Source organism: Sphingomonas ginsenosidimutans, assembly GCF_002374835.1.
GTDB classification, from domain to species: Bacteria; Pseudomonadota; Alphaproteobacteria; order Sphingomonadales; family Sphingomonadaceae; genus Sphingomonas; species Sphingomonas ginsenosidimutans.
In genome coordinates, this window is record NZ_NWVD01000003.1 from 415,023 (window position 1) to 437,324 (window position 22,302).

Below are 22,302 nucleotides of genomic sequence, written 5' to 3' on the forward strand. Positions count from 1 at the left end.
GCTTTTCCTTGTAGGAAAAGATCGATGCTCGATCCCGATTACGAACTGTTCGTCCATGTCGCCGCCGCGGGCAGCCTGTCGGCGGCGGCGCGGGCGCTGCGGCTGTCGCCGGCGATGGTCAGCAAGCGGCTGGCGCGGCTGGAGCAGCGGCTGGGCGTCCGGCTGCTCCACCGCACCACGCGGCGGCTGGCGATGACCGCCGCGGGGGAGCAATTCCACGCCGACCTGACCGCGATCCTTGCCGCGACCGCGGCGGCGGAGGCGCGCGTCACCGGGGCGGCGGCGGCGCCCGCGGGGCCGCTGCGGGTATCGGCGCCGACCTCGTTCGGGCGGCTGCACGTCGCGCCGCATCTCCACCGCTTCATCGTCGACCATCCCGCGGTGGCGTTGGCGATCGACCTGTCGGACGGGTTCGTCGACCTCCTGGCCGGCGGCGTGGACGTCGCGATCCGCATCGCCCCCGATGTTCCCGCCGATGTCGTCGCGCACCGGCTGGCGGACAGCCGCCGCGTGCTGTGCGCCGCGCCGGCCTATCTGGCGGCGCACGGCGCGCCCGCGACGATCGCCGATCTGGCGACGCATCGCCTGCTCGCCGCGCAGGGGCAGTTGCCGTGGCAGTTGATGGCGCGCGGCCGCGCCCGGACGGTCGAGGGCGACAGCATCGTCGCGACCAATTCCAGCGAGTTGGTGCGCGAACTGGCGCTGACCGGCGCGGGCATCGCATTGCGATCGTTATGGGACGTGCACGACTTGCTGGCGCGCGGCACGCTGGTGCGCGTGCTGCCTGAGTGGGAGGGGTCGGCGCGCGTCGGCATCTGGGCGGTGCATCCGCGTGGGCAACCGGTGGCGCCCGCGGTCACCGCGTTCGTCGCGTTCCTGCGCACCGTGATCGACCCCGCCGCGTGGGAAAGCGGTCAGCCCGCCAGCACCACCACGCCGTCGCCAGGCGGATCGGCGTAGAGCGCGTCCACCGTCGCCGCGCGCGCGGCCAGCGCGGCGCGCTGGTTGACATAACCCTTGTCGGTGATCTCGCCCGCGTCGACCGACGGCGGGTCGCGCAGCAGGACGAAACGGGCGACGCGCCGCGAACTGCCCCCTGCCGCGTCATTGTGCGTGCGCAGCCGCTCCGCGACCAGTCCCGCCAGCGTGTCGAACGGATCGCTGCCGGGCGTCGCCTGCGCCAGCGTCTGGAGCGCGGCGGCGGAGGGCCAAGCGAGCAGCGCGACGAACGGCCGGTCCTGCCCCGCGATCACCGCATCCTGCAGATAGGGGGAGCAGGCCGCGACCAGATCCGGGCGCAGCGTGCCGACCGACACCCAGGTGCCCGAATCCAGTTTGAAATCCTCCGTGACACGCCCGTCGAACACCAGCCCCTGCGCCGGATCGTCCGGGTCCAGGAACCGTGCCGCATCGCCCAGCCGGTAGAAACCTTCCTCGTCGAAGGCGGCGGCGGTGCGTTCGGGGTCGCGGTGATAGCCGGTGGTGACGGTCGGCCCCTTGACCCGGACCTCCAGCTTGCCGCCCGCCGGCACCAGTTTCAGCGTGATTCCCGGCAGCGGCAGGCCGATCAGCCCGACCCGTTCGGTCAGCCAGTGGACCACCGTCACCCCTTGCGTCTCGGTCGCGCCGTACATGGTGGTCAGCGGGATGCGATGCCCCGTCTCCGCAACCGCCAGCGCCTGGATCCGGTCGGCGACGTCGCTGGACAGCGTGGCGCCGCCATAGGCCATGTGCGTCAGGTTGCGGAAGAAGCTGGCGCGCAGCTTCGGGTCGCGCTCCATCGCCTCGGCCAGCATCGCGAAGGCGATCGGTGCGGAGCCGAACACCATCGGCGACACGTCGTACAGGTTACGGATCGTCGTATCGAACAGCCCCGGCACCGGCTTACCTTCGTCGAGATAGAGCGTGCCGCCGGCGGCGATATTGTTGTTGAACGCGATGTTGCCAGCGGAGATGTGGCTCCACGGCATCCATTCCAGCGACAGCGGAACCGGGCGGTCGTCGGGATGATCATCGCGCAACCCTTCCTGCGCGGCGACGACATGCACCATCATGCCGTGCGTTTGCGGCACCCCCTTGGGCATTCCGGTCGAGCCGGAGGTGAACAGGAACTTGCCGATGGTCGCATGGCCGATCGCCTCGCGCGCCGTTGCCACCGCCGCGCCGGGCGTGGTCGCGGTCAGTGTCGCGAGGGGAACGGTGCCCATGGCGCCGTCGGCGGTGACGATCGTCAGATCGGGTTCCAGCGTGCGCAGCGTGTCGAACGCCCGCGCGAAGGGGGCGGCCGCCTGCGCGAACACCACCCGCGGCGTCACCGTCGCGGCGGCATGGCGCAGCTTGGCATGGTCCGTGGAGATCAGGCTGTACGCCGGGCTGACCGGGGCAGCGGGCACCCCCGCGGCATAGCAGCCCAGCGTCACCAGCGCATGTTCGACCGAATTGGCCGACAGGATCATCACCGTATCATCGCCGCCCAGTCCGCGATCCAGCAGCCATTGCGCGATCCCCTCCACCGCGCGCAGTGCCTCGCCATAGGTGACGCCTTCCCATCCGCCACCATCGGCGGTGCGTTGCAGGATGAACGGGCGTTCGGGATGCGCCGCCGCGCGTTCGGCCAGTAGGTGGACGATCGATCGCGCCGGCGGCGCCATGGCGTGGCGCTGCCGGATCAGGATCGCGCCGTCGTCGCGCCGCTCGACCTCGACGTCGGGTGCCTTCTGCGGCAGCGGCTTGAACGGCACGGCGTGAATCGGGTCGGCGCGCGACATCCGGCATTCCTCTCGCTTGACGGCCGCGCTTGCTGCGCGGTCCGGGCGGCAGCCTAAGCCGGGCGGCTTACCCGGGCAAGCCGCTGCGACACGCCGACGCGGCCGTGTCGGCGCGTCGCGCGCATCACGCCGCCAAGCCGGGCAGCCGGTAACCGGCCATCTGCTGGCGGATCAGCTTCTTGTCGATCTTGCCGGTCGCACCCAGCGGGATGGCGTCGACCACCACCACGTCGTCGGGCATCCACCATTTGGCGATCTTCCCGTCCAGGAACCCGAGCAATTCGTCCTTCGCGCAGGTCGCACCGGGCGCCGGCTGTACCAGCAGGATCGGGCGCTCGTCCCATTTGGGGTGCGCGACGCCGATGACCGCCGCGATCGCCACCGCCGGATGGCCGGTGGCGATGTTCTCGATTTCGATCGAACTGATCCATTCGCCGCCGGACTTGACGATGTCCTTGGCGCGGTCGGTGATCTGCATATAGCCGGACGGGTCGATCGTGGAAACGTCGCCGGTATCGAAGAACCCTTCCTCGTCCAGCACGTTGCCGCCCTCGCCGCCGAAATAGCCGGAGGTGATCGTCGGCCCCTTGATCTTCAGGTGCCCGGCGGTCTTCCCGTCATGCGGCAGGCGATTGCCCGCGTCGTCGGTCAGCTTCAGCTCCAGCCCGCACACCAGCCGCCCCTGCATCCCCTTGCGCCGCACCTGTTCGTCGTACGGCTGCGCCAGCACTTCCTGCGTCGGGGTGGACAGCGTGGCGAGCGGTGACGTCTCGGTCATGCCCCAGCCCTGGATCACCTCCACCCCGTAATCGTCCTGGAAGGCGCGGATCAGCGATTCGGGCGGGGCGGAGCCGCCGATGACGACGCGCTTCAACGTCGTGAACGTTTGCCCCGTGGCGCGCAGGTGCTGGAGCAGCCCCTGCCACACGGTAGGCACCGCGGCGGAGAAGGTGACGCCTTCCTCCTCGATCTGGTCGAAGATCGACTGGCCGTCCATCCGCGCGCCCGGCAGGACCAGCTTGGCGCCTGCGGCGGGGGCGGAATAGACCACGCCCCACGCATTGGCATGATACATCGGCACGACCAGCAGGATCGAATCGCGCTGCGTCAGCGCCAGCGCATCGGCCTGCAGCGTCATCAGCGTGTGCAGGAAGTTGGAGCGGTGCGAATAGAGCACGCCCTTGGGATTGCCCGTCGTGCCCGAGGTATAGCACAGCCCGCAGGCCAGCCGTTCGTCGAACCCGCCCCAGACATATTCGGCGGGCTGGCCGGCCACCCAGGAATCGAAATCGGTCGCCGCGAACGGCACCTCGGGCATCTCCTGCGGACCGCACAGGAAGATGACCTGCTCGATCGAGGGCGCTTCCTTCAGCAGCGGTGCGATCAGCCCCGCGCACGCCGGGTCGGCCAGCAGGATACGGTCGCCAGCGTGGCGAGCGATATAGGCGATCTGTTCGGGAAAGAGCCGCGGGTTCAGCGTGTGCAGCACCGCGCCCATGTTCGTCGCGCCGTACCAGGCGGCCAGATGGCGCGCGCCGTTCCACCCCATGGTCGCCACACGGTCGCCGCGGACGATGCCCGCAGCGGCCAGCGCGCTCGACACCTGCTTGGCGGTGCGGTGCAGCCCGGCATAATCGGTGTGCGACACGGACCCGCCGGCATCGCGCGATACGATCTCGCGCGCGCCGTGCCATGTCGCCGCATGATCGAGGATCCGATCCACCGTCAGCGGCACGTCCTGCATCAACCCGAACAGATCCGACATCAGCTCTCCTTCGTGTGTTTCCAGTCGCGCTTCACCTTCTTGGCGAGGCTCCATTTGTGGACTTCGGTAGGGCCGTCGTAGATGCGGAACGCGCGCACCTCGCGGAACACCTGCTCCACGATCGTGTCGCCGGTCACGCCGGTGCCGCCCATCACCTGGACGCAGCGGTCGGCGATGCGCATCAGCGCCTCGGATACCGCCACCTTCGCCATGCTGCTTTCCGCCGTGCCCAGATGGCCGTCGTCCAGCACTGCGGCACACCAATCGATCATCAGTTCGGCCTGTTTCAGGTCGATCAGGTTTTCCGCCAGCATGAAGCCGACGCCCTCGTGATCGACCAGCGGCTTGCCGAAGGCGTGGCGGCGGCAGGCGTAATCGGTCGCGATCTCGTTCGCGCGGATGCACGCGCCCAGCCAGCGCATGCAATGGGTCAGCCGCGCGGGCGCCAGGCGCACCTGTGCCAGCTGGAACCCCTCGCCCGGATTGCCGAGCATCTGGTCGGCGGGGATGCGCAAATTCTCGATCGCGACCACCGCGTGGCCGCCGGGCATCGAGCTGTCGATGGTGTCGAGCACACGCTCGATACGGATCGCCGAATCGGGCAGGTCGACCAGGAACATCGTCGCGCCTTCGTCGGCCTTGGCCATGACGATGCCGACCTGCGCCCCCTCGGCACCGGTGATGAACGCCTTGCGCCCGTTGACGACCCAGTGGTTGCCGTCGCGCACCGCGGTGGTCTGCATCATCGACGGGTCGGACCCGGCGCCCCCGTCGGCGGCCGGCTCGGTCATGAAGAAGGCCGATCGCGCCTCGCCCCTGACCATCGGGTCCAGGAACCGTGCCTTCTGCTCGGCGCTGGCGCGCTGGCCCAGCAGGTACATGTTGCCTTCGTCCGGGGCGGCGACGTTGACCGCCACCGGTCCCAGCGGCGACAGGCCCGCGGCGCGCAGCACGACCGCGACGTCGCGATGATGCAGGTGGGTGCCGTCGGCCAGGATATGCGGCGTCAGCACGCCGGCGTCGCGCGCCAGCCCGCGCAGTTCGACGACCAGATCATCCGACGGGCCGTGCGCACCGCAGCGCGGATCGCGCTCGTAGGGCGCCACCGTGTCCCGTACGAAACGTTCCACGCGCGCGGCGATCGTTGTAGCTTCGGTCATCATCCTCTCGCATCCGATAGTGTCAGATGCCGGTCGCTTTGTCCTGTTTCGTTTCGTGTCGCCAGCCCCTGCCGTAACTTTTGTTCTGTCGTCACGCGATCCAGCGCCAGACGCCTGCCGCCCATCCGGCCAGCGGGATATGCGCCCAAGTCGCCGCCAGCCAGACGACCACCCCGCCGCCCAGCGCGTGGCCGCCCAGCCCGCGGATCGAGCGTCGCGCGGCGAAGGGCAGGAAGCTGGTTCGCGCCATCCACTGCGGCCAGCTGTCGGGCTGATGGCGTGCCTTCTTGCGGTCCTGAAGGTGCGCGCCGACCAGCGCCAGCACGACGATGGCGCCGGCCAGGACGATATTGGCCGGCTGCGGGTAGACCAGGATATGCGCGGCGCCCCACAGCGCGAAGGACCACATCATCGGGTGGCGCGTGATCGCGAACACGCCGCGCGGCTCGACCGGCGGGCGCTGCTGTCCGCCCGGGTCGGGCAGTGCAGGGTTGCCGACCAGCGAGCCCATGAACAGCACGCTCGCCAGCAGCATCATCGCCGTGGCGACCGCCCACAGCGTATCGCCGACCGGCCAGAGCGGCGCGGCGAGCGGTGCGGCGCGATAGGCGAAGACCAGCCAGCCGAGTGTCACCGCCGCGACCAGCGAGTAGACGCCCAGGAAACCCCGCTCCCCCAGACGCGACACGATCGGCGCGCGCAGCGGGTGCGACAGGAGAAAGTGCGTTCCGACGAACGCGGCGGCGGCAATCGGCACCTCTCCCATGGCGTTTCCTTCGTTACTGGACGCCGTGCATCCATTTCTTGATGAGCGGCGACAGCGCCAGCAATGCCACGCCGATCAGCGCCGCGGCAATGCCGATCGTCCAGAAGACGTTGTTATAGGTGTCCAGGCTGACCTTCAGGTTGGTCACCTGTCCGCCGACCGTCTCGACGCTGGCGACCTGCGCCACCACGCCGGCGACATATTGCGCGACCGAGATCGACAGGAACCACACGCCCATCATCAGCCCGACGATCCGCGCGATCGACAGCTTGGTGATCATCGACAGCCCGACCGGTGAAATGCACAGTTCGGCCAGCGAATGGATCAGGTACAGGCCCGCCAGCCACCAGATGCCGACCTTGAAATCCGGCCCGACGAAGCGGCTGCCGAAGACCAGGAACAGGAACCCCGCGCCGACGCCGATCAGGGCAATACCGAACTTGATCGGGATCGACGGTTCGCGGCCCGCGGCGGCCAGCTTCGTCCACATCGCCGCCATGACGGGGGCAAAGGCGACGATGAAGAAGGCGTTGAAGAACTGCGTCTGTCCTGCCGAGATTGAGAACAGCCCGAAGATCGACAGGTTGGTGTTGCGATCCGCGAACAGCGTCAGCGACGATCCGGCCTGTTCGAACAGCGTCCAGAAGACGACATTGAAGACGATCAGCACCATCGCGGCCAGCATCATCTGGAATTCGGTGCGGCTGCCCTTGGCCCATGACCACGCCAGGATCGCAGGGACGCCGACCAGGAAGGTGCCGAACAGCAATTTGCCCATCAGCGGCAGCGCGAGAATGTAGCCGAGTATCCCCGATCCGGCGACCGGTTCGGGCGCGTTCATGAGGTTGGTGAACAGCAGGTAGAAGATGGGCACGCCGATCAGCGAGGCGGCATAGATGCCCAGCGCGCGATCCGGCTGTCCGGCGTTCCGCGCCGGCGGCTCGCCATAGCCGGACAGGCGCCCGCCGTCGAACTGGATCAGAAACCAACTGAACAGCATCCCGAATGCGGCGAGGCCGAATCCGGCCCACCAGCCGACGGTGGTCGCCAGCAGCGGGCACAGCAGTTGCGAGAACAGCGAGCCGAGGTTGATGCCCATGTAGAAGATCGTGAAGCCGGTATCGCGGCGCCGGTCCCCCGGCGCGTACAATTCGCCCACCATGGTCGAGATGTTCGGCTTGAAGAAACCGTTGCCCACCGACACCATGCACAGCGCCAGCAGCATCAGCGCGACGTGGAGCGGGCTGCGGTCACCCTCCGATTGGAACGCGCCGGGCGCGACGGTGCGTGCGACCGCACCGGCCGGGTCGAGCAGCGAGACGGTGCCGTCGTCGTTCCCGCGGATCGCCAGTTTCTGCGCGCCGTCGACGACGTAGCGGGTCTCCACGCCCGCGCGCTCGTCGATCGCGACCGCATAACGCTGCCCGTCGACCATCGCATAGGGGGTGGCGGTCTGCCCGCCGAAGCAGAGCGTGAAATAGCCCAGCGCCATCAGCAGCGCACCAAACTTCACCGCGCGCTTCGATCCCAGATACTGGTCGGCCAGATAGCCGCCGATCAGCGGGGTCAGATAGACCAGGGCGGTGAAGCCCCCGTACAGCCCCGTGGCCGCACGATCGCCGAACAGGAAATGCTTCGTCAGGTACAGCGTCAGCAGCGCTCGCATGCCGTAAAAGCCGAACCGTTCCCACATTTCGGTGGTGAACAGCCGGGCCAGCTGGCGGGGATGCCCGAACCATGTGGCCTCGCTGGCCGGATTGACGTGGCTGATATCCGGCTCGCGCGGGGTGTCCGCGGTCGGGGTTTCCACCATAGGGAATGACGCTCCTGAACTGGTCGCGCCGCGGCGGAGGGGCGCGAAACTGATTGCAGGCGAAACTAGCGGCAAAGCGGCGGCTGTAAATATCCCGCTTGCCGCGATAGATGCCGGGCATGTTCAACGATCTTTCCACACCCCTGTCGCTGCTCGCCACCCGCCGGTCGGGCAAGCCGCGCGATCTGGTCGCCCCCGGCCCCTCGCAGGACGAACTGGTCGCGATGATCGGCATGGCGGGGCGCACGCCCGATCACGGGAAACTGACGCCGTGGCGGTTCGTGATCGTGCCGGACGACCGGCGCGACGCGCTGGCCGCGCTGCTGGTCGATGCCTATCGCGCCGAACGCCCCGCCGCGAAACAGGTCGAGCTGGACGCGATGGTGCAGTTCGCACGACAGGCGCCGGCGCTGGTGGTCGCGCTGTTTTCCCCGCGTACCGACAGCCACATTCCGATGTGGGAACAGGAATTGTCGGCGGGCGCAGCGTGCATGAACCTGCTCCACGCAGTGCACGCGCACGGCTATGCCGGCGGATGGTTGACGGGGTGGCCGGCGTTTTCGGACGCGGTGCGCGACGCCTTCGGCGCGGCGCCGGAACGGATCGCGGGCTTCATGTTCATCGGCACGCCCGGCCGTCCGCTGGAGGAGCGGCCGCGTCCCGATCCGGCACGATTGTGGTCGATGTGGCGGGGGTAGCGGCACGCGCGACTCGACTTGGGCGCCCCATAGTGTATTAGAACAGCATGGCAGTTCTGAGCAGCGACGACTCCCCCGTCTATCTCCGCCTGCGCGCGACGATCGCGGCGGGGATATTGCGCGGGGATTATGGCGCGGGGGATCAGCTTCCCTCGGTTCGCGCGCTGGCTGCCGAACATGGCGCCAATCCGCTGACGGTGGCCAAAGCGTATCAGAGTTTCCAGGATGACGGCTATGTCGAGGTGCGGCGCGGCGTCGGCATGTTCGTGCTGGCCGGCGCGGCGGAGCGGCTGCGGGCGGCGGAGCGGGCGGATTTCGTCGCGCATCAATGGCCGCGCATCCACACCTGGATCGACCTTCTGGGGCTGGACGCGGCCGACCTGCTGGAACCGACGGCGCGATGACGCTATCCCCGCGCGGATGATCCGCCGCCTTGCCCCCGTTCTGATGGTCGCGCTGGCCGCCTGCCAGCAGCAGTCCGAACCCGCCACGAATGCCGTCACGCCTGTTCCCGTTGCGACCCCGTCACCCGCGGGCAGTCCGAGCCCCCCCGGACCGATGACGCGCTATGTCGGCAGCTATCCGACCGACGCCGTGAGCGGAACGAACTTCCTGGCCGATCCCATGGTCGGGGCGGCCGTCGCCGCGGCCGTGCCGGACAAAGCGATACGTGACCGGGTGCTGGACCGCGCGGTCACCGCGTCGCCGATCGTGATGTTCGACGGACGGGTGCTGTCATGGGGATGCGAGCCGCACAATTGCGGCCCGCACAATTGGTCGATCGCGATCACGCCCGACGGCAAGCGCACGGCGGTCTGCTATTACGATCAGGACGCCAAGGTCGCGCGCTGGTATCCCAAGGGGGCTGGGCCGAACCCGGACAGCGGCTGCCCCTCCGGCGACTGACCGTCAGAACGCGTCGGCCGGCAGCGCGTAGAGCACCGCCGCCGGCGCGTTGGCCGCGGCTTCCAGCCCGAACGCCTCGGGCAGGATCTGGTCGAGATAGAAGGCGGCGGCGGTCGTCCTCACCGCATCCCCCGCCGCGGCGCCCGCCTGCCGCTCCATCAGCCAGCCGCACGCAGCGACCGACAGCATCGTCAGGAACGGATAGCTGGCCGCCTGCCGGTCATCGGCCTCGACCGTCTGTAGCCGGCGGCCGACCGCCTCGCAGCTGTCGATCAGCCGGACCAGTTGCGGATGGCGTGCCTCGCCCCGCATGTCGGCGATCAGATCGGCGAAGGTGCCGCCATTGGCCATCGCCAGCTTGCGGCCAACCAGATCGGCGGCCTGGATGCCGTTGGTCCCTTCATAGATCGGCGTGATCCGCGCGTCGCGGAAGAACTGCGCCGCGCCCGTCTCCTCGACATAGCCCATGCCGCCGTGGACCTGTACGCCGATGCTGGCGACTTCGTTGCCGATGTCGGTCGCATGCGCCTTGGCCAGCGGGGTCATGATTTCCAGCCGCTCCTTGGCCTTGGCATCGCCCAGCCCGGCGCGGTCGACCATCCCGCAGGCGTAATAGACCAACGCACGCGCGGCCATCGTCTGAGCCTTCATACGCAGCAGCATGCGGCGCACGTCGGGATGCTCGACGATCGCGGCGGGGCGTCCGTCGCGCACGCCCTGGATGCGTTCGCGCGCATAGGCGGCGGCCTTCTGCGTCGCGCCCTCCGCCACCTGCACGCCCTGAAGCCCGACGTTGAGGCGGGCGTTGTTCATCATTGTGAACATCGCCCGCATCCCGCCCAGCTCCGGGCCGATCAGCTCGCCGATGCAATCGTCATGGTCGCCGAACGACAGGACGCAGGTGGGGGAGGCGTGCAGTCCCATCTTGTGTTCGATCGACACCACCCGCACGTCGTTGGGCGTGCCGTCCAGCCGCACCTTGGGGACGAGGAACAGCGAGATGCCCTTGGTACCCTCCGGCGCGCCCGGCGTGCGCGCCAGTACGAGGTGCACGATATTGTCGGTCAGGTCATGATCGCCGAACGAGATGTAGATCTTCGTCCCCTTGATCGCGAAGGTGCCGTCGCCGCGCGGGGTGGCGGTGGCGCGCAGCGCGCCGACGTCACTACCCGCCTGCGGCTCGGTGAGGTTCATCGTGCCGGACCATTCGCCGGTCGCCAGTTTCGGCAGGTAGGTCGCTTGCTGTTCGGGGGTGCCATGGTGCTGCAACGCCTCGATCGCGCCGACCGACAGGATCGGGGCAAGCGCGAAGCCCATGTTGGCGGTGCCCAGCGTTTCCAGCACCGCGGCCTGCACAGCGAACGGCAGCCCCTGCCCCCCGAACGCCTCCGGCACGCCGATCGTCCCCCAGCCGCCGTCGACATAGGCGCGATAGGCGGCGGGATAGCCATCCGGCATGACCACGCCGTCGGGGGTCCATTTCGCCCCAACGGTATCGCCCGCGCGCGCCAGCGGCGCCCATTCTCCCTCCGCGAACTGCGCGATCCCTTCGAGCACCGCGTCGATCACGTCGGGGGTGGCGGCGGCGAAGCGATCGGTTGCGGCCAGTTCGTCGAGGCGAACGACGTGATCGAGGACGAAACGCTGGTCGGCGACGGGGGCGGTGAAGGTCATTTCGGTCTCCTGGCCGGCAACGCTATACCGACCGGCGATGACCGCTCAACACCCTCGTATCCGACGCTACGGCATGGCCGCCATCCATGAGGCGGCGGCGCTGATTCGCGGCGGTGGTATCGTCGCGATCCCGACCGAGACGGTCTATGGCCTCGCCGCCGACGCGCGCGATTCGGCGGCGGTGGCGCGCATCTATGCCGCCAAGGGGCGGCCGTCGTTCAATCCGCTGATCGTGCACGTGCCGGACGCGGCGGCGGCGGAGCGGATCGCGGTGTTCGACGATGACGCGCGCGCGCTGGCCGCCGCCTTCTGGCCCGGCCCGCTGACATTGGTGCTGCCGATCCGCGCTGGCGCCGGCATCGCATCGCTGGCGACCGCCGGGCTGGACACGGTGGCGGTCCGCGTGCCCGCGCACCGCGCGATGCAGGCGCTGCTCGCGGCCAGCGCCGCGCCGCTCGCCGCGCCGTCCGCCAATGCCAGCAATGCGATCAGCCCGACGCGCGCCGCGCATGTCGCGGCCAGCCTGGGCGCAAGCGTACCGCTGATCGTCGATGACGGTTCGACGACCGCGGGGGTCGAATCGACGATCGTGGCAGGCCGCACGATCCTGCGCCCCGGCCCCGTCACGGCGGAAATGCTGCGTGAAATTCTACCGGTGGCGCCAGGGACGAGCGCGCACATCAGCGCGCCGGGGCAGCTGGCGACGCATTATGCGCCGCGCAAGCCGCTGCGTCTCGACGCGGTGGCAGCAGACGACGACGAGTGGCTGATCGGTTTCGGCAGCGTCGCCGGCGACGACATGCTGTCGGCGACCGGCGACATGGTGGAAGCGGCCGCGCGGCTGTTCGACGCGCTTCACCGCGCCGATGCGAGCGACCGGTCGCGGATCGCGGTGGCGCCGGTGCCCGAACAGGACATCGGCGCCGCGATCAACGACCGGCTGCGCCGCGCCGCGGCCCGGTGATCCGTCAGGCCGTGACGGCGCGACTGCGCGCTGCGAAGCTCTTGCGCAGTTTCTGCAGCTTGGGCGGGATCACTGCCAGGCAATAGGGATTGCGCTGTCCTTCGCCTTCCCAGTAATCCTGATGATAGCCCTCGGCGGGATACCATTCGGCCATGGGTTCGATCGTGGTGACGATCGGCTTGGGCCAATCCTCCTGCGCGCGCGCGATCGCCTGGTTGGCCTGTTCTTCCTGCATCACCGTCGCGGGGAAGATCGCCGAGCGATATTGCGTGCCCACGTCATTGCCCTGGCGGTTGAGCTGCGTCGGGTCGTGCGTGGCGAAGAAGATGTCGAGCAGGTCGGCGTAGCTGACCTGCGCCGGATCGAAGCCGACGCGGATCGCCTCCGCATGGCCGGTGTCGCCGCCGCACACCTGCTTGTAGGTCGGGTTGGGAACGTGCCCGCCGATATAGCCGCTTTCGACGCTTTCCACGCCGATCACATCCTTGAACACCGCCTCCGTGCACCAGAAGCAGCCGCCGGCCAGCGTCGCATATTCGGTCATTTCCGGGTCTCCTTTGCCTCCCATGTAGGAACGCGCTACCGCCGCGGCAAAGGGAGCGCGCGGCGATGATCGACGGCAAGGTGATGGTGACGGGCGGGGCAGGCTATATCGGTAGCCATGCCGTGCTGGCGCTGCTGGATGCGGGCTATCGGGTGGTCGTGGTCGACAATCTGGTCACCGGTTTCGCCTGGGCGGTCGATCCGCGCGCGACGCTGGTGGAGATGGCGGTGGAGGATCCGTCGATCCGCGACGTGATGGCCGAACATCGCGTGCGCGCGGTGATGCATTTCGCCGGATCGGTGGTGGTGCCTGAATCGGTTGCCGACCCGCTCAAATATTATCGCAACAACACCGCAGCGACGCGCACGCTGATCGAAAGCGCGGTCGCGGCGGGCGTGCCGCATTTTATCTTCTCCTCGACCGCCGCGACCTATGGCACGCCGGACAAGGTGCCGGTGGCGGAGGGCGATCCGACCCGCCCGATCAACCCCTATGGCATGTCCAAGCTGATGACCGAGGCGATGCTGCGCGACGTCGCGGCGGCACATCCGCTCAATTACGCGTGCCTACGCTATTTCAACGTCGCCGGCGCCGATCCGCAGGGGCGCAGCGGGCAATCGACGGTGGGGGCGACGCATCTCATCAAGATCGCGGTGGAGGCGGCGACCGGCAAGCGCGCGGCGGTATCGGTGTTCGGCACCGATTTCCCGACCCGCGACGGCACGGGGGTGCGCGACTATATCCACGTCAGCGACCTCGCCGAGGCGCATGTCGCGGCACTGAAACTGCTGGTCGAGCGGCCGGGCGACAGCCACATCCTCAACGCCGGCTATGGTCGCGGCTTTTCGGTGCTGGAAGTTCTCGACGCGGTCGACCGGGTCACCAATCTTTCGATCGAACGCCGACTGGAGGGGCGCCGCGCGGGCGACCCCGCCGAACTGGTCGCCGACAATGGCGCGATCCTGCGCACGCTCGACTGGACGCCGCGGCGGGACGATCTCGACGGAATCGTGCGCGATGCGCTGGCATGGGAGCGCGCGCTGGCGGAGCGCGGCCGGTGAGGCTGCGCTCGCTGCTGTTCGTGCCCGGCGACCGGCCGGAGCGGATGGAAAAGGCGCTGGGGCTGGGCGCCGATGCGCTGATCCTCGATCTGGAGGATGCGGTCGCCGCCCCCGCCAAGCCCGCGGCGCGCAGAGCGGTGCGGGCCTTCCTGGATGGGCACGCCAGCACGAGCGGGCCGGCGCTGTTCGTGCGCGTCAATCCGCTCGATTCAGCGTTCGTCGCCGATGACCTCGCCGTGATCGCCGGTGCCGGAATGGTGGGCGTCGTCCTGCCGAAGGCGGAGGGGCGCGGGTCGGTGGAGACGCTGCGCGCGATGTTGCCGGGCGACTATCGCATCCTGCCGATCGCCAGCGAGACCGCGCGCGCGGTGTTCACGCTGGGCGATTATCACGGTGACGGCCTGGCGGGGCTGACCTGGGGGGCGGAGGATCTGCCCGCCGCTATCGGCGCGGTGACCGCGCGGGAGGCGGACGGCAGCTACACCGATCCGTATCGCGTGGTCCGCGCGCTGACGCTGTTCGGCGCGCACGCCGCGGGCGTGCCGGCGATCGAGACCGTCTATCCCGATTTCCGCGATCTGGACGGTCTGGCCGGCTATGCCGCGCGCGGGCAGCGCGATGGCTTCACGGGCATGATGGCGATCCACCCGGCGCAGGTACCGGTCATCAACGCCGCATTCTCGCCGTCCGAACAGGAGATCAACCACGCGCGGCGGATCGTTGCGCTGTTCGATGCCAACCCCGGCGCGGGCGCGCTGCAGCTCGATGGGCGAATGGTCGATGCGCCGCACCTGAAGGCGGCGCGGCGGCTACTGGCGGCGGCGGGCGAATAAGGCGCGGCGCCACCACGCGCCGATCCACCACCACAGGGCCGCCCAGGCCGTCCCCGCGCACCAGCCGGCCAGCACGTCGGACGGCCAGTGGACGCCCAGATAGACGCGGCTGATCCCGATGATCCCGACCAGCAGCACCGCCACCACGATCGTGTAGCTGCGCGCGGCGCGGCTGCGTTCGACCTGCGCGACCAGCCCGGCGAGCGTCAGATAGACGATCGCGCTGTTCGTCGCATGACCGCTGGGGAAACTCAGCCCGCCGACCTGGACCAGATGATCGACCAGTTCAGGGCGCGGGCGGCCGACCCAATGCTTCGCCAGTCCCGACACGATCGACCCGGCGATCGTTGCGGCGGCGACCAGCCCCGCGGTCAGCCACAGCCGGCGGACCAGCAGCAGGCCGATCGCGGCCGCGGTCACCGTCGTCAGCACCGTCACCCCACCCAGCGCGGTCAGGTCGACCATCGCCTCGTGCAGCGAGGCGGGGCCGACCGGTTGCGCGGGATCGTCGGCGCGGCGCAGCGCCAGCATGATCGCGCGATCCCAGGCGAACGGAACCTGATCGATCACGAGGAAGGCGAGCAGCATCACCGCCACAAGCCCGCCGATCGCCATTGCCGCCCATAACGCGCGGGGCGCCGGTGGCGCTTGCGCCGGTTCGCGGTCGGGGAACAGGGGCTGTGGATCGGTCGCGTGGGAAGACATGATGGTGCCAACCCTCTTTCCGGCCGTCCGATCCCCCGCGTGGTGGGTCCGCCGGGGCTCGAACCCGGGACCTCTCGATTAAAAGTCGCTTGCTCTACCGACTGAGCTACGGACCCTCACGCAGGGTTAGCGGCGGGCGTTAGGGACGGCGCGCGCGCGGGTCAACCGGGCATGAAGCTGGCGGACCGTCCGCGCGGTGCGCGGATCGCGCCAGCGCGGGGCGATCGCCGCCATCGGGCGCAGCACGAAGTCGCGCATTCGGAACGCCGGGTGCGGGATCGTCAGCGTCGGCGACCGCCACGTGCCGCCCGACCACAGGACGATGTCGAGATCGATCACCCGTTCCCCCCAGCGCCGCCCGCGCCGCCGGCCGAAATCGCGCTCGATCGCCTTGAGCCGATCGAGCAGCGCAGGGGGCGGTACGGTGCTGCGGATCAGCACCGCGGCATTGGCGAAGGTCCGCGTCGACGGGCCGAGCGGCGCGCTGGCGATGATCGGGGAGGCGGTGCCGTCCAGCAGCGTGATCGCCGCGGCGACCTCCGCACGGGGCGGGCCGTGTCGGCCGCGCCGATTGGAGCCGATCGCCACGACATAGGTTGAGGGATGGGACGTTGAGTGACGCACCCGTTCGCGCCTAACGAAAGACGATGGACTTCGCACCCTCTCCGCTGCCCGAAACCGAGCCGCCCCGCGACTGCCCGCGCTGCCCGCGGCTGGTGGCGGTGCGCGCGGCATTGCGGATCGAGCATCCCGACTGGTGGAACGCCCCGGTCCGCGCGTTCGGCGATCCCGATGCATGGCTGGCGATCGTCGGGCTGGCACCGGGCAAGCAGGGCGCGAACCGCACCGGCCGTCCGTTCACCGGCGATTATTCGGGCGACCTGCTGTTCAACACGCTGGCGCGATACGGGCTGGCGACGGGCCAGTACGAGGGTAGTCCCGCCGATACGCTGGCGCTGACCGGGGCGGTCATCATCAATGCGGTGAAGTGCCTGCCCCCGGAGAACAAGCCGACGCCGGAGGAAATCCGCACCTGCCGCCCGTTCCTGGAGGGGCAGGCGGGCGCGCTGCCCAATGCCCGCGTGTTCGTCGCGCTGGGGCAGATCGCGCATCAATCGATCGTCAAGGTGCTGGGCGGCAAGCTGCCCAAGGCGCGGTTCGGACATCTGGCCGAACATCGCATGCCCGACGGGCGCATCCTGATCGATAGCTACCATTGCAGCCGCTACAACCAGAACACCGGCCGGCTGACGCCCGAGATGTTCGCGGCGGTGTTCGAACGCGCGCTGGCGGTGCGCGATCAGGCGGTGCCGCGCGCTTCTTGAAAAACGGCCGCAGACCGATAGGGAAGGTCGAAAGATCGGGAGAGACGCATGCCGCAGCAAACGGCCGCCCATCAGGGCCATTCCCCGCGGCGGGCAGGATAGCGCGGCGTGTACGATCTGCTTGTCGGACTGAGCGTGATCGAGGCGTCCTCGTTCGTCGCTTCCCCCACCGCGGGCCTGTATTGCGCGCAGTTCGGGGCGGAGGTGATCCGCGTCGATCCGATCGGCGGCGGGCCGGATTATCGCCGCTGGCCGGTCACCGCGGCGGGCGACTCGCTCTATTGGGAGAATCTCAACCGCGCGAAGAAATCGGTCGCGCTCGATCTGGCGCGGGACGAGGGGCGCGAGCTGCTGCAGGCGCTGGTGCGCGCGACCGGTCAGTTCGTCACCAATTTCCCCGTCGACGGCTTCCTGTCGCACGATACGCTGGCCACCGGCCGGGCCGATCTGGTGACCCTCCGCGTGATGGGCTGGGCGGACGGCAGCCCGGCACTGGATTATACCGTCAATAATGCGGTCGGTTATCCGATGCTGACGGGCGAAGGGCCGGCCCCGGTCAACCACGTCCTCCCCGCCTGGGATCTGCTGACGGGTGCCTATGCCGCGTTTGCGCTGCTCGCCGCGATCCGGCGGCGTGCGGCAACGGGGCAGGGCGGGGAGGTGCGCGTGCCGCTGTCCGACGTCGCGATCGGCACCGTCGCCAATCTGGGCGGGATCGCCGAGGTGCTTTACGCCGATGCCGACCGGCCGCGGCTGGGCAACACCGTCTACGGCCTGTTCGGGCGCGATTTCACGACCCGCGACGGCATGCGTACGATGATCGTGGTGGTGACGCACCGCCAATGGTCGCGGTTGTTGGCGGTGCTGGCACTGGAGGAGGCGGTCGCGGCGGTGGAAGCGGCGCGTGGTGCCGCCTTCGCGCAGGATGACGGCGCGCGGTTCGTCCATCGCGATGCGCTGATGCCGCTGTTCGAGGCAGCGATCGGGAACCGCGACCACGCCGATCTGGCGGCGGCGTTCGACGCGGCCGGGATCGTCCATTCCGCCTATCGCACGATGCGCGAGGCGGCGCGCGACCCTCGGCTCGTCGCCGATAACCCGATCTTCGCCGCGCGCGACGACAATCCCAGCGGCTTTGCCTATCCCGCCGCGGGCGCGTTCGCGACAATGCCGCAGCTCGATCGTGCGCCGCCCGTTCCCGCGCCGCGCAACGGCCAGCATAGCGAACGCGTGCTGGCCGAGCGGCTGGGCCTTTCCTCCGGCGCGATCGCGCGCCTGATCGACGCCGGCGTGGTCGGCATATCCTGAAGGAACCCATCCTATGACCCTGCGTCGCGCCGCCATCGTCGCCCCGATCCGCACCGCTGTCGGCAAGTTCGGCGGGGTTCTGTCCACGCTGACCGCCGGCCAGCTGGGCGCGACGGTGCTGACGGCCTTGATCGAGCGGACCGGGATCGATCCGGCGCGGGTCGACGACGTCGTCTTCGCGCAAGGCTATGGCAATGGCGAGGCGCCGGCGATCGGGCATTGGGCATGGCTGGCGGCGGGGTTGCCGATCGAGGTGCCGGGCTATCAGCTCGACCGGCGCTGCGGTTCGGGGCTGCAGGCGGTGATCGACGCGGCGATGATGGTGCAGACCGGCGCCAGCGACGTCGTGGTGGCCGGCGGGTGCGAGAGCATGTCGAACGTCGAACATTATACCACCGACCTGCGCGGCGGGGTGCGGATGGGCAATGTCACGCTCCACGACCGGCTGACGCGCGGGCGGTTGATGAGCCAGCCGGTCGAGCGGTTCGGGGTCATCAGCGGGATGATCGAGACCGCCGAGAATTTGGCGAAGGACTATCACATCACGCGCGAGGCGGCGGATGCCTATGCCGTGCGCTCGCACCAGCGCGCGGCGACCGCGTGGGAGAAGGGGCTGTTCGCGGACGAACTGGTCCCGGTGTCGATCCCGCAGCGCAAGGGCGATCCGGTCGTCTTCGCGCAGGACGAAGGCTATCGCGCCGATGCCAGCATGGAGACGCTGGGCCGGCTGCGTCCAATCGAGGGCGGGGTGGTGACCGCGGGCAACGCCAGCCAGCAGAATGACGCCGCCGCCGCCTGTCTGGTGGTCGCCGAGGACAAGCTGGACGAACTGAGGCTGGAGCCGATCGCGTGGTTCCACGGCTGGGCGGCGGCCGGTTGCGATCCGTCACGGATGGGGATCGGGCCGGTGCCGGCGGTGGAGCGGCTGTTCCGGCGCACCGGGCTGGGCTGGGGCGATATCGACCTGGTCGAGCTGAACGAGGCGTTCGCGCCGCAGGTGCTGGCGGTGCTCAAAGGCTGGGGCTGGAGCGAGGACGACGGGCGGCACGACATCCTCAACGTCAACGGATCGGGGATTTCGCTGGGCCATCCGATCGGCGCGACCGGCGGGCGGATTCTGGCGAACCTGACGCGCGAGTTGCAGCGGCGCGGCGGTCGTTACGGGCTGGAGACGATGTGCATCGGCGGCGGGCAGGGGATCGCCGCGGTGTTCGAGCGCGCGGCGTGAGCGCGGACCATGCCGAGATCCGCGCCGAGGTGGCGCGGCTGTGCCAGCAATTCCCCGGCGCCTATTGGCGCGCGAAGGATCGGGAGCGCGCCTATCCGACCGAATTCGTCGCCGCACTGGCGCAGGGCGGGTGGCTGGCGGCGCTGATCCCGGAGGAATATGGCGGCGCCGGGCTGCCGCTGTCGGCGGCCGCGGCGATCTTGGAAGAGGTGCAGCGGCAGGGGTGCAACGGCGCGGCGTGCCATGCGCAGATGTACATCATGGGCACACTGCTGCGCCACGGATCGGACGAGCAGAAGCGCCGCTACCTGCCGCGGATCGCGACCGGGGAGCTGCGGTTGCAGGCGTTCGGGGTGACCGAGCCGACCAGCGGCACCGACACGCTGGCGCTGAAGACGACTGCGCGGCGAGAGGGCGACGAATATGTCGTCAACGGGCAGAAGATCTGGACCAGCCGCGCCGAACATTCCGACCTGATGCTGCTGCTGGCGCGGACCACCCCGCGCGCGGAAGCGGCGTCGAAGACCGATGGGCTGTCGGTGCTGCTGGTCGACATGACGTCGCCGGGGATCACGATCCGCCCGATCGAGACGATGATGAACCACGCCACTACGGAGGTGTTCTTCGACAATCTGCGCGTTCCGGCGGCCAATCTGGTGGGCGAGGAGGGCAAGGGTTTCCGCTACATCCTGTCCGGCATGAACGCCGAGCGGCTGCTGATCGCGGCGGAATGTATCGGCGATGCTAAGTGGTTCATCGACAAGGCGCGCGATTACGCGCGCGAACGGGTGCTGTTCGGGCGGCCGATCGGGCAGAACCAGGGCGTCCAGTTCCCGATCGCGCGCGCCTACGCCCAGATGCGCGCCGCCGAACTGATGGTGCGGGAGGGGCTGCGGCGGTACGAAGCGGGCGACAACGCCGGTGAGGAAGCGAATATCGCCAAGATGCTGGCCGCCGAGGCGAGTTGGGCTGCAGGGGAAGCATGCATCCAGACGCATGGCGGGTTCGGTTTCGCGGCCGAATATGACGTCGAACGCAAGTTCCGCGAGACGCGATTGTACCAGGTGGCGCCGATCAGCACGAACATGATCCTGAGTTACGTCGCGGAGCATGTGCTGAATTTGCCGCGGAGTTACTGACATGCGCGACGTCCGCCACGCGCTGGAAGCGGCCGGAACCTACGGTGCGGCGACGGTCGAGGCGGTCAGGAAGCGCGTTGCGGATGCGTCGATCGACACCGAACAGCGCGCTGCGCACGGGCTGGCGTGGGTCGCGACGGGTGTTGCGGCGCTGGAGGCGCTGTCGGATTGGCACGGCCGGTGCGCCCCCGATGCGGTCAATGACGCCGTTTTGCGCATCGGTGTCGCCGAAACGGTCGCACAGCTGACCGGCGGGCTGCCGATGGGGCAGAACGAGATCGTCCGCCCCGCCGATCTGGGGACGCAAGGTGCGGCGCGCGCGCTGGCGGAGGCGGCCGCGCCGCTGCTGGATGCCGACCAGCGCGACGAGCGCGCGGCGCTGGCGGCGGCACTGGCGGCGGGACAGTGGCCGGCGGAGACGCTGGACGACCCCGACCTGGATGCGATCCGCGACCAGTTCCGCCGCTTCACCGAGACGCGGATCGTGCCGCATGCGCACCGCTGGCACCTGGACGATGCGCTGATCCCCGATGCGGTGATCGCGGAGATGGCGGCGCTGGGCACGTTCGGCGTGTGCATTCCGGAGGCCTATGGCGGGCTGGGCCTGTCGAAGCTGGTGATGTGCGTCGTCACCGAGGAATTGTCGCGCGGGTGGATCGGCGCGGGATCGCTGGGCACGCGATCCGAGATCGCCGGCGAGCTGATCGCGGCGGCGGGGACGGAGGCGCAGAAGGCGCGCTGGCTGCCCGCGATCGCGAGCGGCGCGGTGCTGCCGACCGCGGTGTTCACCGAACCCGATGTCGGATCGGACCTGGGCGCGATCGCCACCCGCGCGCGGCCTGCCCCCGACGGCGGCTGGCAGATCGACGGGGCCAAGACGTGGATCACCCATGCCAGCCGGTCGGACCTGATGACGTTGCTGGCGCGGACCCGCGACGACGTGCCGGGCCATGCCGGGCTGTCGATGCTGCTGGTACCCAAGCCGCGCGGGACCGATGCCGATCCGTTCCCGGTCGCGGGGATGGCAGGCAGCGAGATCGCGGTGCTGGGCTATCGCGGGATGCGCGAATATGCGCTGGCGTTCGACGGCATGGCCGCCCCCGCCGACGCACTGCTGGGCGATGAGGAAGGGCGCGGGTTCAAGCAGTTGATGCGCACGTTCGAGGGCGCGCGGATCCAGACCGCGGCGCGCGCGGTCGGCGTGGCGCGGCGCGCGATCGAGCTGGCGCTGGGCTATGCCCGGGAGCGCCGCCAGTTCGGGCGCGCGATCATCACCTTCCCGCGCGTCGCCGACAAGATCGCCGCCAGCGTGGTCGACATGGTGATGGCGCGCGAGCTGACCTATGCCGCGGCGCGCGCGAAGGATTCGGGCCGCCGTTGCGATATCGAGGCGGGAATGGCCAAGTTGCTGGCGGCGCGCGCGGCGTGGAGCAATGCCGATGCGGCGCTGCAGATTCACGGCGGCAACGGTTATGCGCTGGAATATGAGATCAGCCGCGTGCTGTGCGACGCGCGTATCCTGAACATCTTCGAAGGGGCGGCGGAGATCCAGGCGCAGGTGATCGCGCGCGGAATGATCGCGATGCGCTGAACGGGGATACCCGGAATGCATCAGCAAACGTTTGCACGAGCGCATGGGCGGTGG

The 22,302-nt window shown here is 69.3% G+C and carries 21 protein-coding genes and 1 tRNA gene; 12 read left to right on the top strand and 10 right to left on the bottom strand.

The features are described 5' to 3' along the window. Positions 1-24 precede the first annotated feature (24 nt). Entirely contained in the window at positions 25-960 is a 936-nt protein-coding gene (locus tag COA17_RS10380) for a LysR family transcriptional regulator (RefSeq protein WP_096612150.1), read from the top strand. On the opposite strand, the gene COA17_RS10385 is transcribed toward COA17_RS10380, so the two are convergent. The 5 genes from COA17_RS10385 to COA17_RS10405 form a co-directional block, all read right to left on the bottom strand. Further along, a complete protein-coding gene (locus COA17_RS10385) occupies positions 915-2,768 on the bottom strand; it encodes an AMP-binding protein (RefSeq protein WP_096612152.1) in 1,854 nt (617 codons plus the stop codon). The two genes, COA17_RS10380 and COA17_RS10385, sit on opposite strands and share 46 nt — an antisense overlap. A gap of 124 nt (positions 2,769-2,892) precedes the next feature. Next, positions 2,893-4,533 carry a long-chain-fatty-acid--CoA ligase gene (locus COA17_RS10390; RefSeq protein ID WP_245857642.1) on the bottom strand — a complete coding sequence of 547 codons (1,641 nt, stop codon included), beginning with the start codon at positions 4,531-4,533 and terminating at the stop codon, positions 2,893-2,895. Further along, positions 4,533-5,693, bottom strand: a complete 1,161-nt coding sequence (locus COA17_RS10395) for an acyl-CoA dehydrogenase family protein (RefSeq protein WP_096612300.1) — start codon at positions 5,691-5,693, stop codon at positions 4,533-4,535. Before COA17_RS10395 ends, COA17_RS10390 begins: the two co-directional genes overlap by 1 nt. A 91-nt stretch (positions 5,694-5,784) precedes the next feature. Next, entirely contained in the window at positions 5,785-6,459 is a 675-nt protein-coding gene (locus tag COA17_RS10400; RefSeq protein WP_096612154.1) for an NnrU family protein, read from the bottom strand. 13 nt (positions 6,460-6,472) lie between these two features. Beyond that, positions 6,473-8,272, bottom strand: coding sequence for a peptide MFS transporter (locus COA17_RS10405; protein ID WP_096612156.1), 1,800 nt, complete (start codon positions 8,270-8,272; stop codon positions 6,473-6,475). Between the two features lie 119 nt (positions 8,273-8,391). Here COA17_RS10405 and COA17_RS10410 point away from each other — a divergent pair, with 119 nt between their 5' ends. The 3 genes from COA17_RS10410 to COA17_RS10420 are packed head-to-tail and all read left to right on the top strand — an operon-like array spanning position 8,392 to position 9,876. Next, positions 8,392-8,970, top strand: a complete 579-nt coding sequence (locus COA17_RS10410) for a nitroreductase family protein (protein ID WP_070321774.1) — start codon at positions 8,392-8,394, stop codon at positions 8,968-8,970. A gap of 47 nt (positions 8,971-9,017) precedes the next feature. Continuing rightward, a complete protein-coding gene (locus tag COA17_RS10415) occupies positions 9,018-9,374 on the top strand; it encodes a GntR family transcriptional regulator (protein ID WP_066486224.1) in 357 nt (118 codons plus the stop codon). A gap of 16 nt (positions 9,375-9,390) precedes the next feature. Then, positions 9,391-9,876 carry a hypothetical protein gene (locus COA17_RS10420; protein WP_070321775.1) on the top strand — a complete coding sequence of 162 codons (486 nt, stop codon included), beginning with the start codon at positions 9,391-9,393 and terminating at the stop codon, positions 9,874-9,876. A 3-nt stretch (positions 9,877-9,879) separates the two neighbouring features. On the opposite strand, the gene COA17_RS10425 is transcribed toward COA17_RS10420, so the two are convergent. After that, positions 9,880-11,550, bottom strand: coding sequence for an acyl-CoA dehydrogenase (locus tag COA17_RS10425; protein WP_096612158.1), 1,671 nt, complete (start codon positions 11,548-11,550; stop codon positions 9,880-9,882). Positions 11,551-11,623: 73 nt separating this feature from the next. Between COA17_RS10425 and COA17_RS10430 the strand changes: the two genes are divergently transcribed. Continuing rightward, positions 11,624-12,514 carry an L-threonylcarbamoyladenylate synthase gene (locus tag COA17_RS10430; RefSeq protein WP_096612160.1) on the top strand — a complete coding sequence of 297 codons (891 nt, stop codon included), beginning with the start codon at positions 11,624-11,626 and terminating at the stop codon, positions 12,512-12,514. A gap of 4 nt (positions 12,515-12,518) precedes the next feature. On the opposite strand, the gene msrA is transcribed toward COA17_RS10430, so the two are convergent. Then, positions 12,519-13,058, bottom strand: coding sequence for a peptide-methionine (S)-S-oxide reductase MsrA (gene msrA / locus COA17_RS10435; protein ID WP_066487731.1), 540 nt, complete (start codon positions 13,056-13,058; stop codon positions 12,519-12,521). A 65-nt stretch (positions 13,059-13,123) separates the two neighbouring features. Here msrA and galE point away from each other — a divergent pair, with 65 nt between their 5' ends. Both galE and COA17_RS10445 read left to right on the top strand, forming a co-directional pair. After that, positions 13,124-14,119, top strand: a complete 996-nt coding sequence (galE, locus tag COA17_RS10440; protein WP_096612162.1) for a UDP-glucose 4-epimerase GalE — start codon at positions 13,124-13,126, stop codon at positions 14,117-14,119. Continuing rightward, positions 14,116-14,952, top strand: a complete 837-nt coding sequence (locus COA17_RS10445) for an HpcH/HpaI aldolase/citrate lyase family protein (RefSeq protein ID WP_096612302.1) — start codon at positions 14,116-14,118, stop codon at positions 14,950-14,952. The genes galE and COA17_RS10445 overlap by 4 nt, the downstream gene beginning before the upstream one ends. Here COA17_RS10445 and COA17_RS10450 read toward each other — a convergent pair. The 3 genes from COA17_RS10450 to folK form a co-directional block, all read right to left on the bottom strand. Next, complete coding sequence (locus COA17_RS10450; RefSeq protein WP_082740751.1) at positions 14,929-15,657, bottom strand: phosphatase PAP2 family protein; 729 nt, start codon at positions 15,655-15,657, stop codon at positions 14,929-14,931. The genes COA17_RS10445 and COA17_RS10450 overlap by 24 nt on opposite strands. Before the next feature lie 40 nt (positions 15,658-15,697). Beyond that, positions 15,698-15,773 (bottom strand) — tRNA-Lys (locus COA17_RS10455). A 10-nt stretch (positions 15,774-15,783) separates the two neighbouring features. After that, on the bottom strand, positions 15,784-16,281 hold the full coding sequence (gene folK, locus COA17_RS10460) for a 2-amino-4-hydroxy-6-hydroxymethyldihydropteridine diphosphokinase (protein WP_096612164.1): 498 nt from the start codon (positions 16,279-16,281) through the stop codon (positions 15,784-15,786). 23 nt (positions 16,282-16,304) lie between these two features. Between folK and COA17_RS10465 the strand changes: the two genes are divergently transcribed. From COA17_RS10465 to COA17_RS10485, 5 genes are all read left to right on the top strand, one after another. Next, positions 16,305-16,982 (top strand): uracil-DNA glycosylase, encoded by a 678-nt coding sequence (locus COA17_RS10465; protein ID WP_096612166.1) that lies wholly within the window; start codon positions 16,305-16,307, stop codon positions 16,980-16,982. Between the two features lie 108 nt (positions 16,983-17,090). After that, positions 17,091-18,290: a CoA transferase gene (locus COA17_RS10470; protein WP_096612168.1), complete on the top strand. Its 1,200-nt coding sequence runs from the start codon at positions 17,091-17,093 to the stop codon at positions 18,288-18,290. A gap of 13 nt (positions 18,291-18,303) precedes the next feature. Next, positions 18,304-19,518 carry an acetyl-CoA C-acetyltransferase gene (locus COA17_RS10475; protein WP_096612170.1) on the top strand — a complete coding sequence of 405 codons (1,215 nt, stop codon included), beginning with the start codon at positions 18,304-18,306 and terminating at the stop codon, positions 19,516-19,518. Next, entirely contained in the window at positions 19,515-20,657 is a 1,143-nt protein-coding gene (locus COA17_RS10480) for an acyl-CoA dehydrogenase family protein (protein WP_066487715.1), read from the top strand. Before COA17_RS10475 ends, COA17_RS10480 begins: the two co-directional genes overlap by 4 nt. Before the next feature lies 1 nt (position 20,658). Beyond that, positions 20,659-22,248 (top strand): acyl-CoA dehydrogenase family protein, encoded by a 1,590-nt coding sequence (locus tag COA17_RS10485; RefSeq protein WP_096612172.1) that lies wholly within the window; start codon positions 20,659-20,661, stop codon positions 22,246-22,248. The last annotated feature ends 54 nt before the right edge of the window (positions 22,249-22,302 follow it).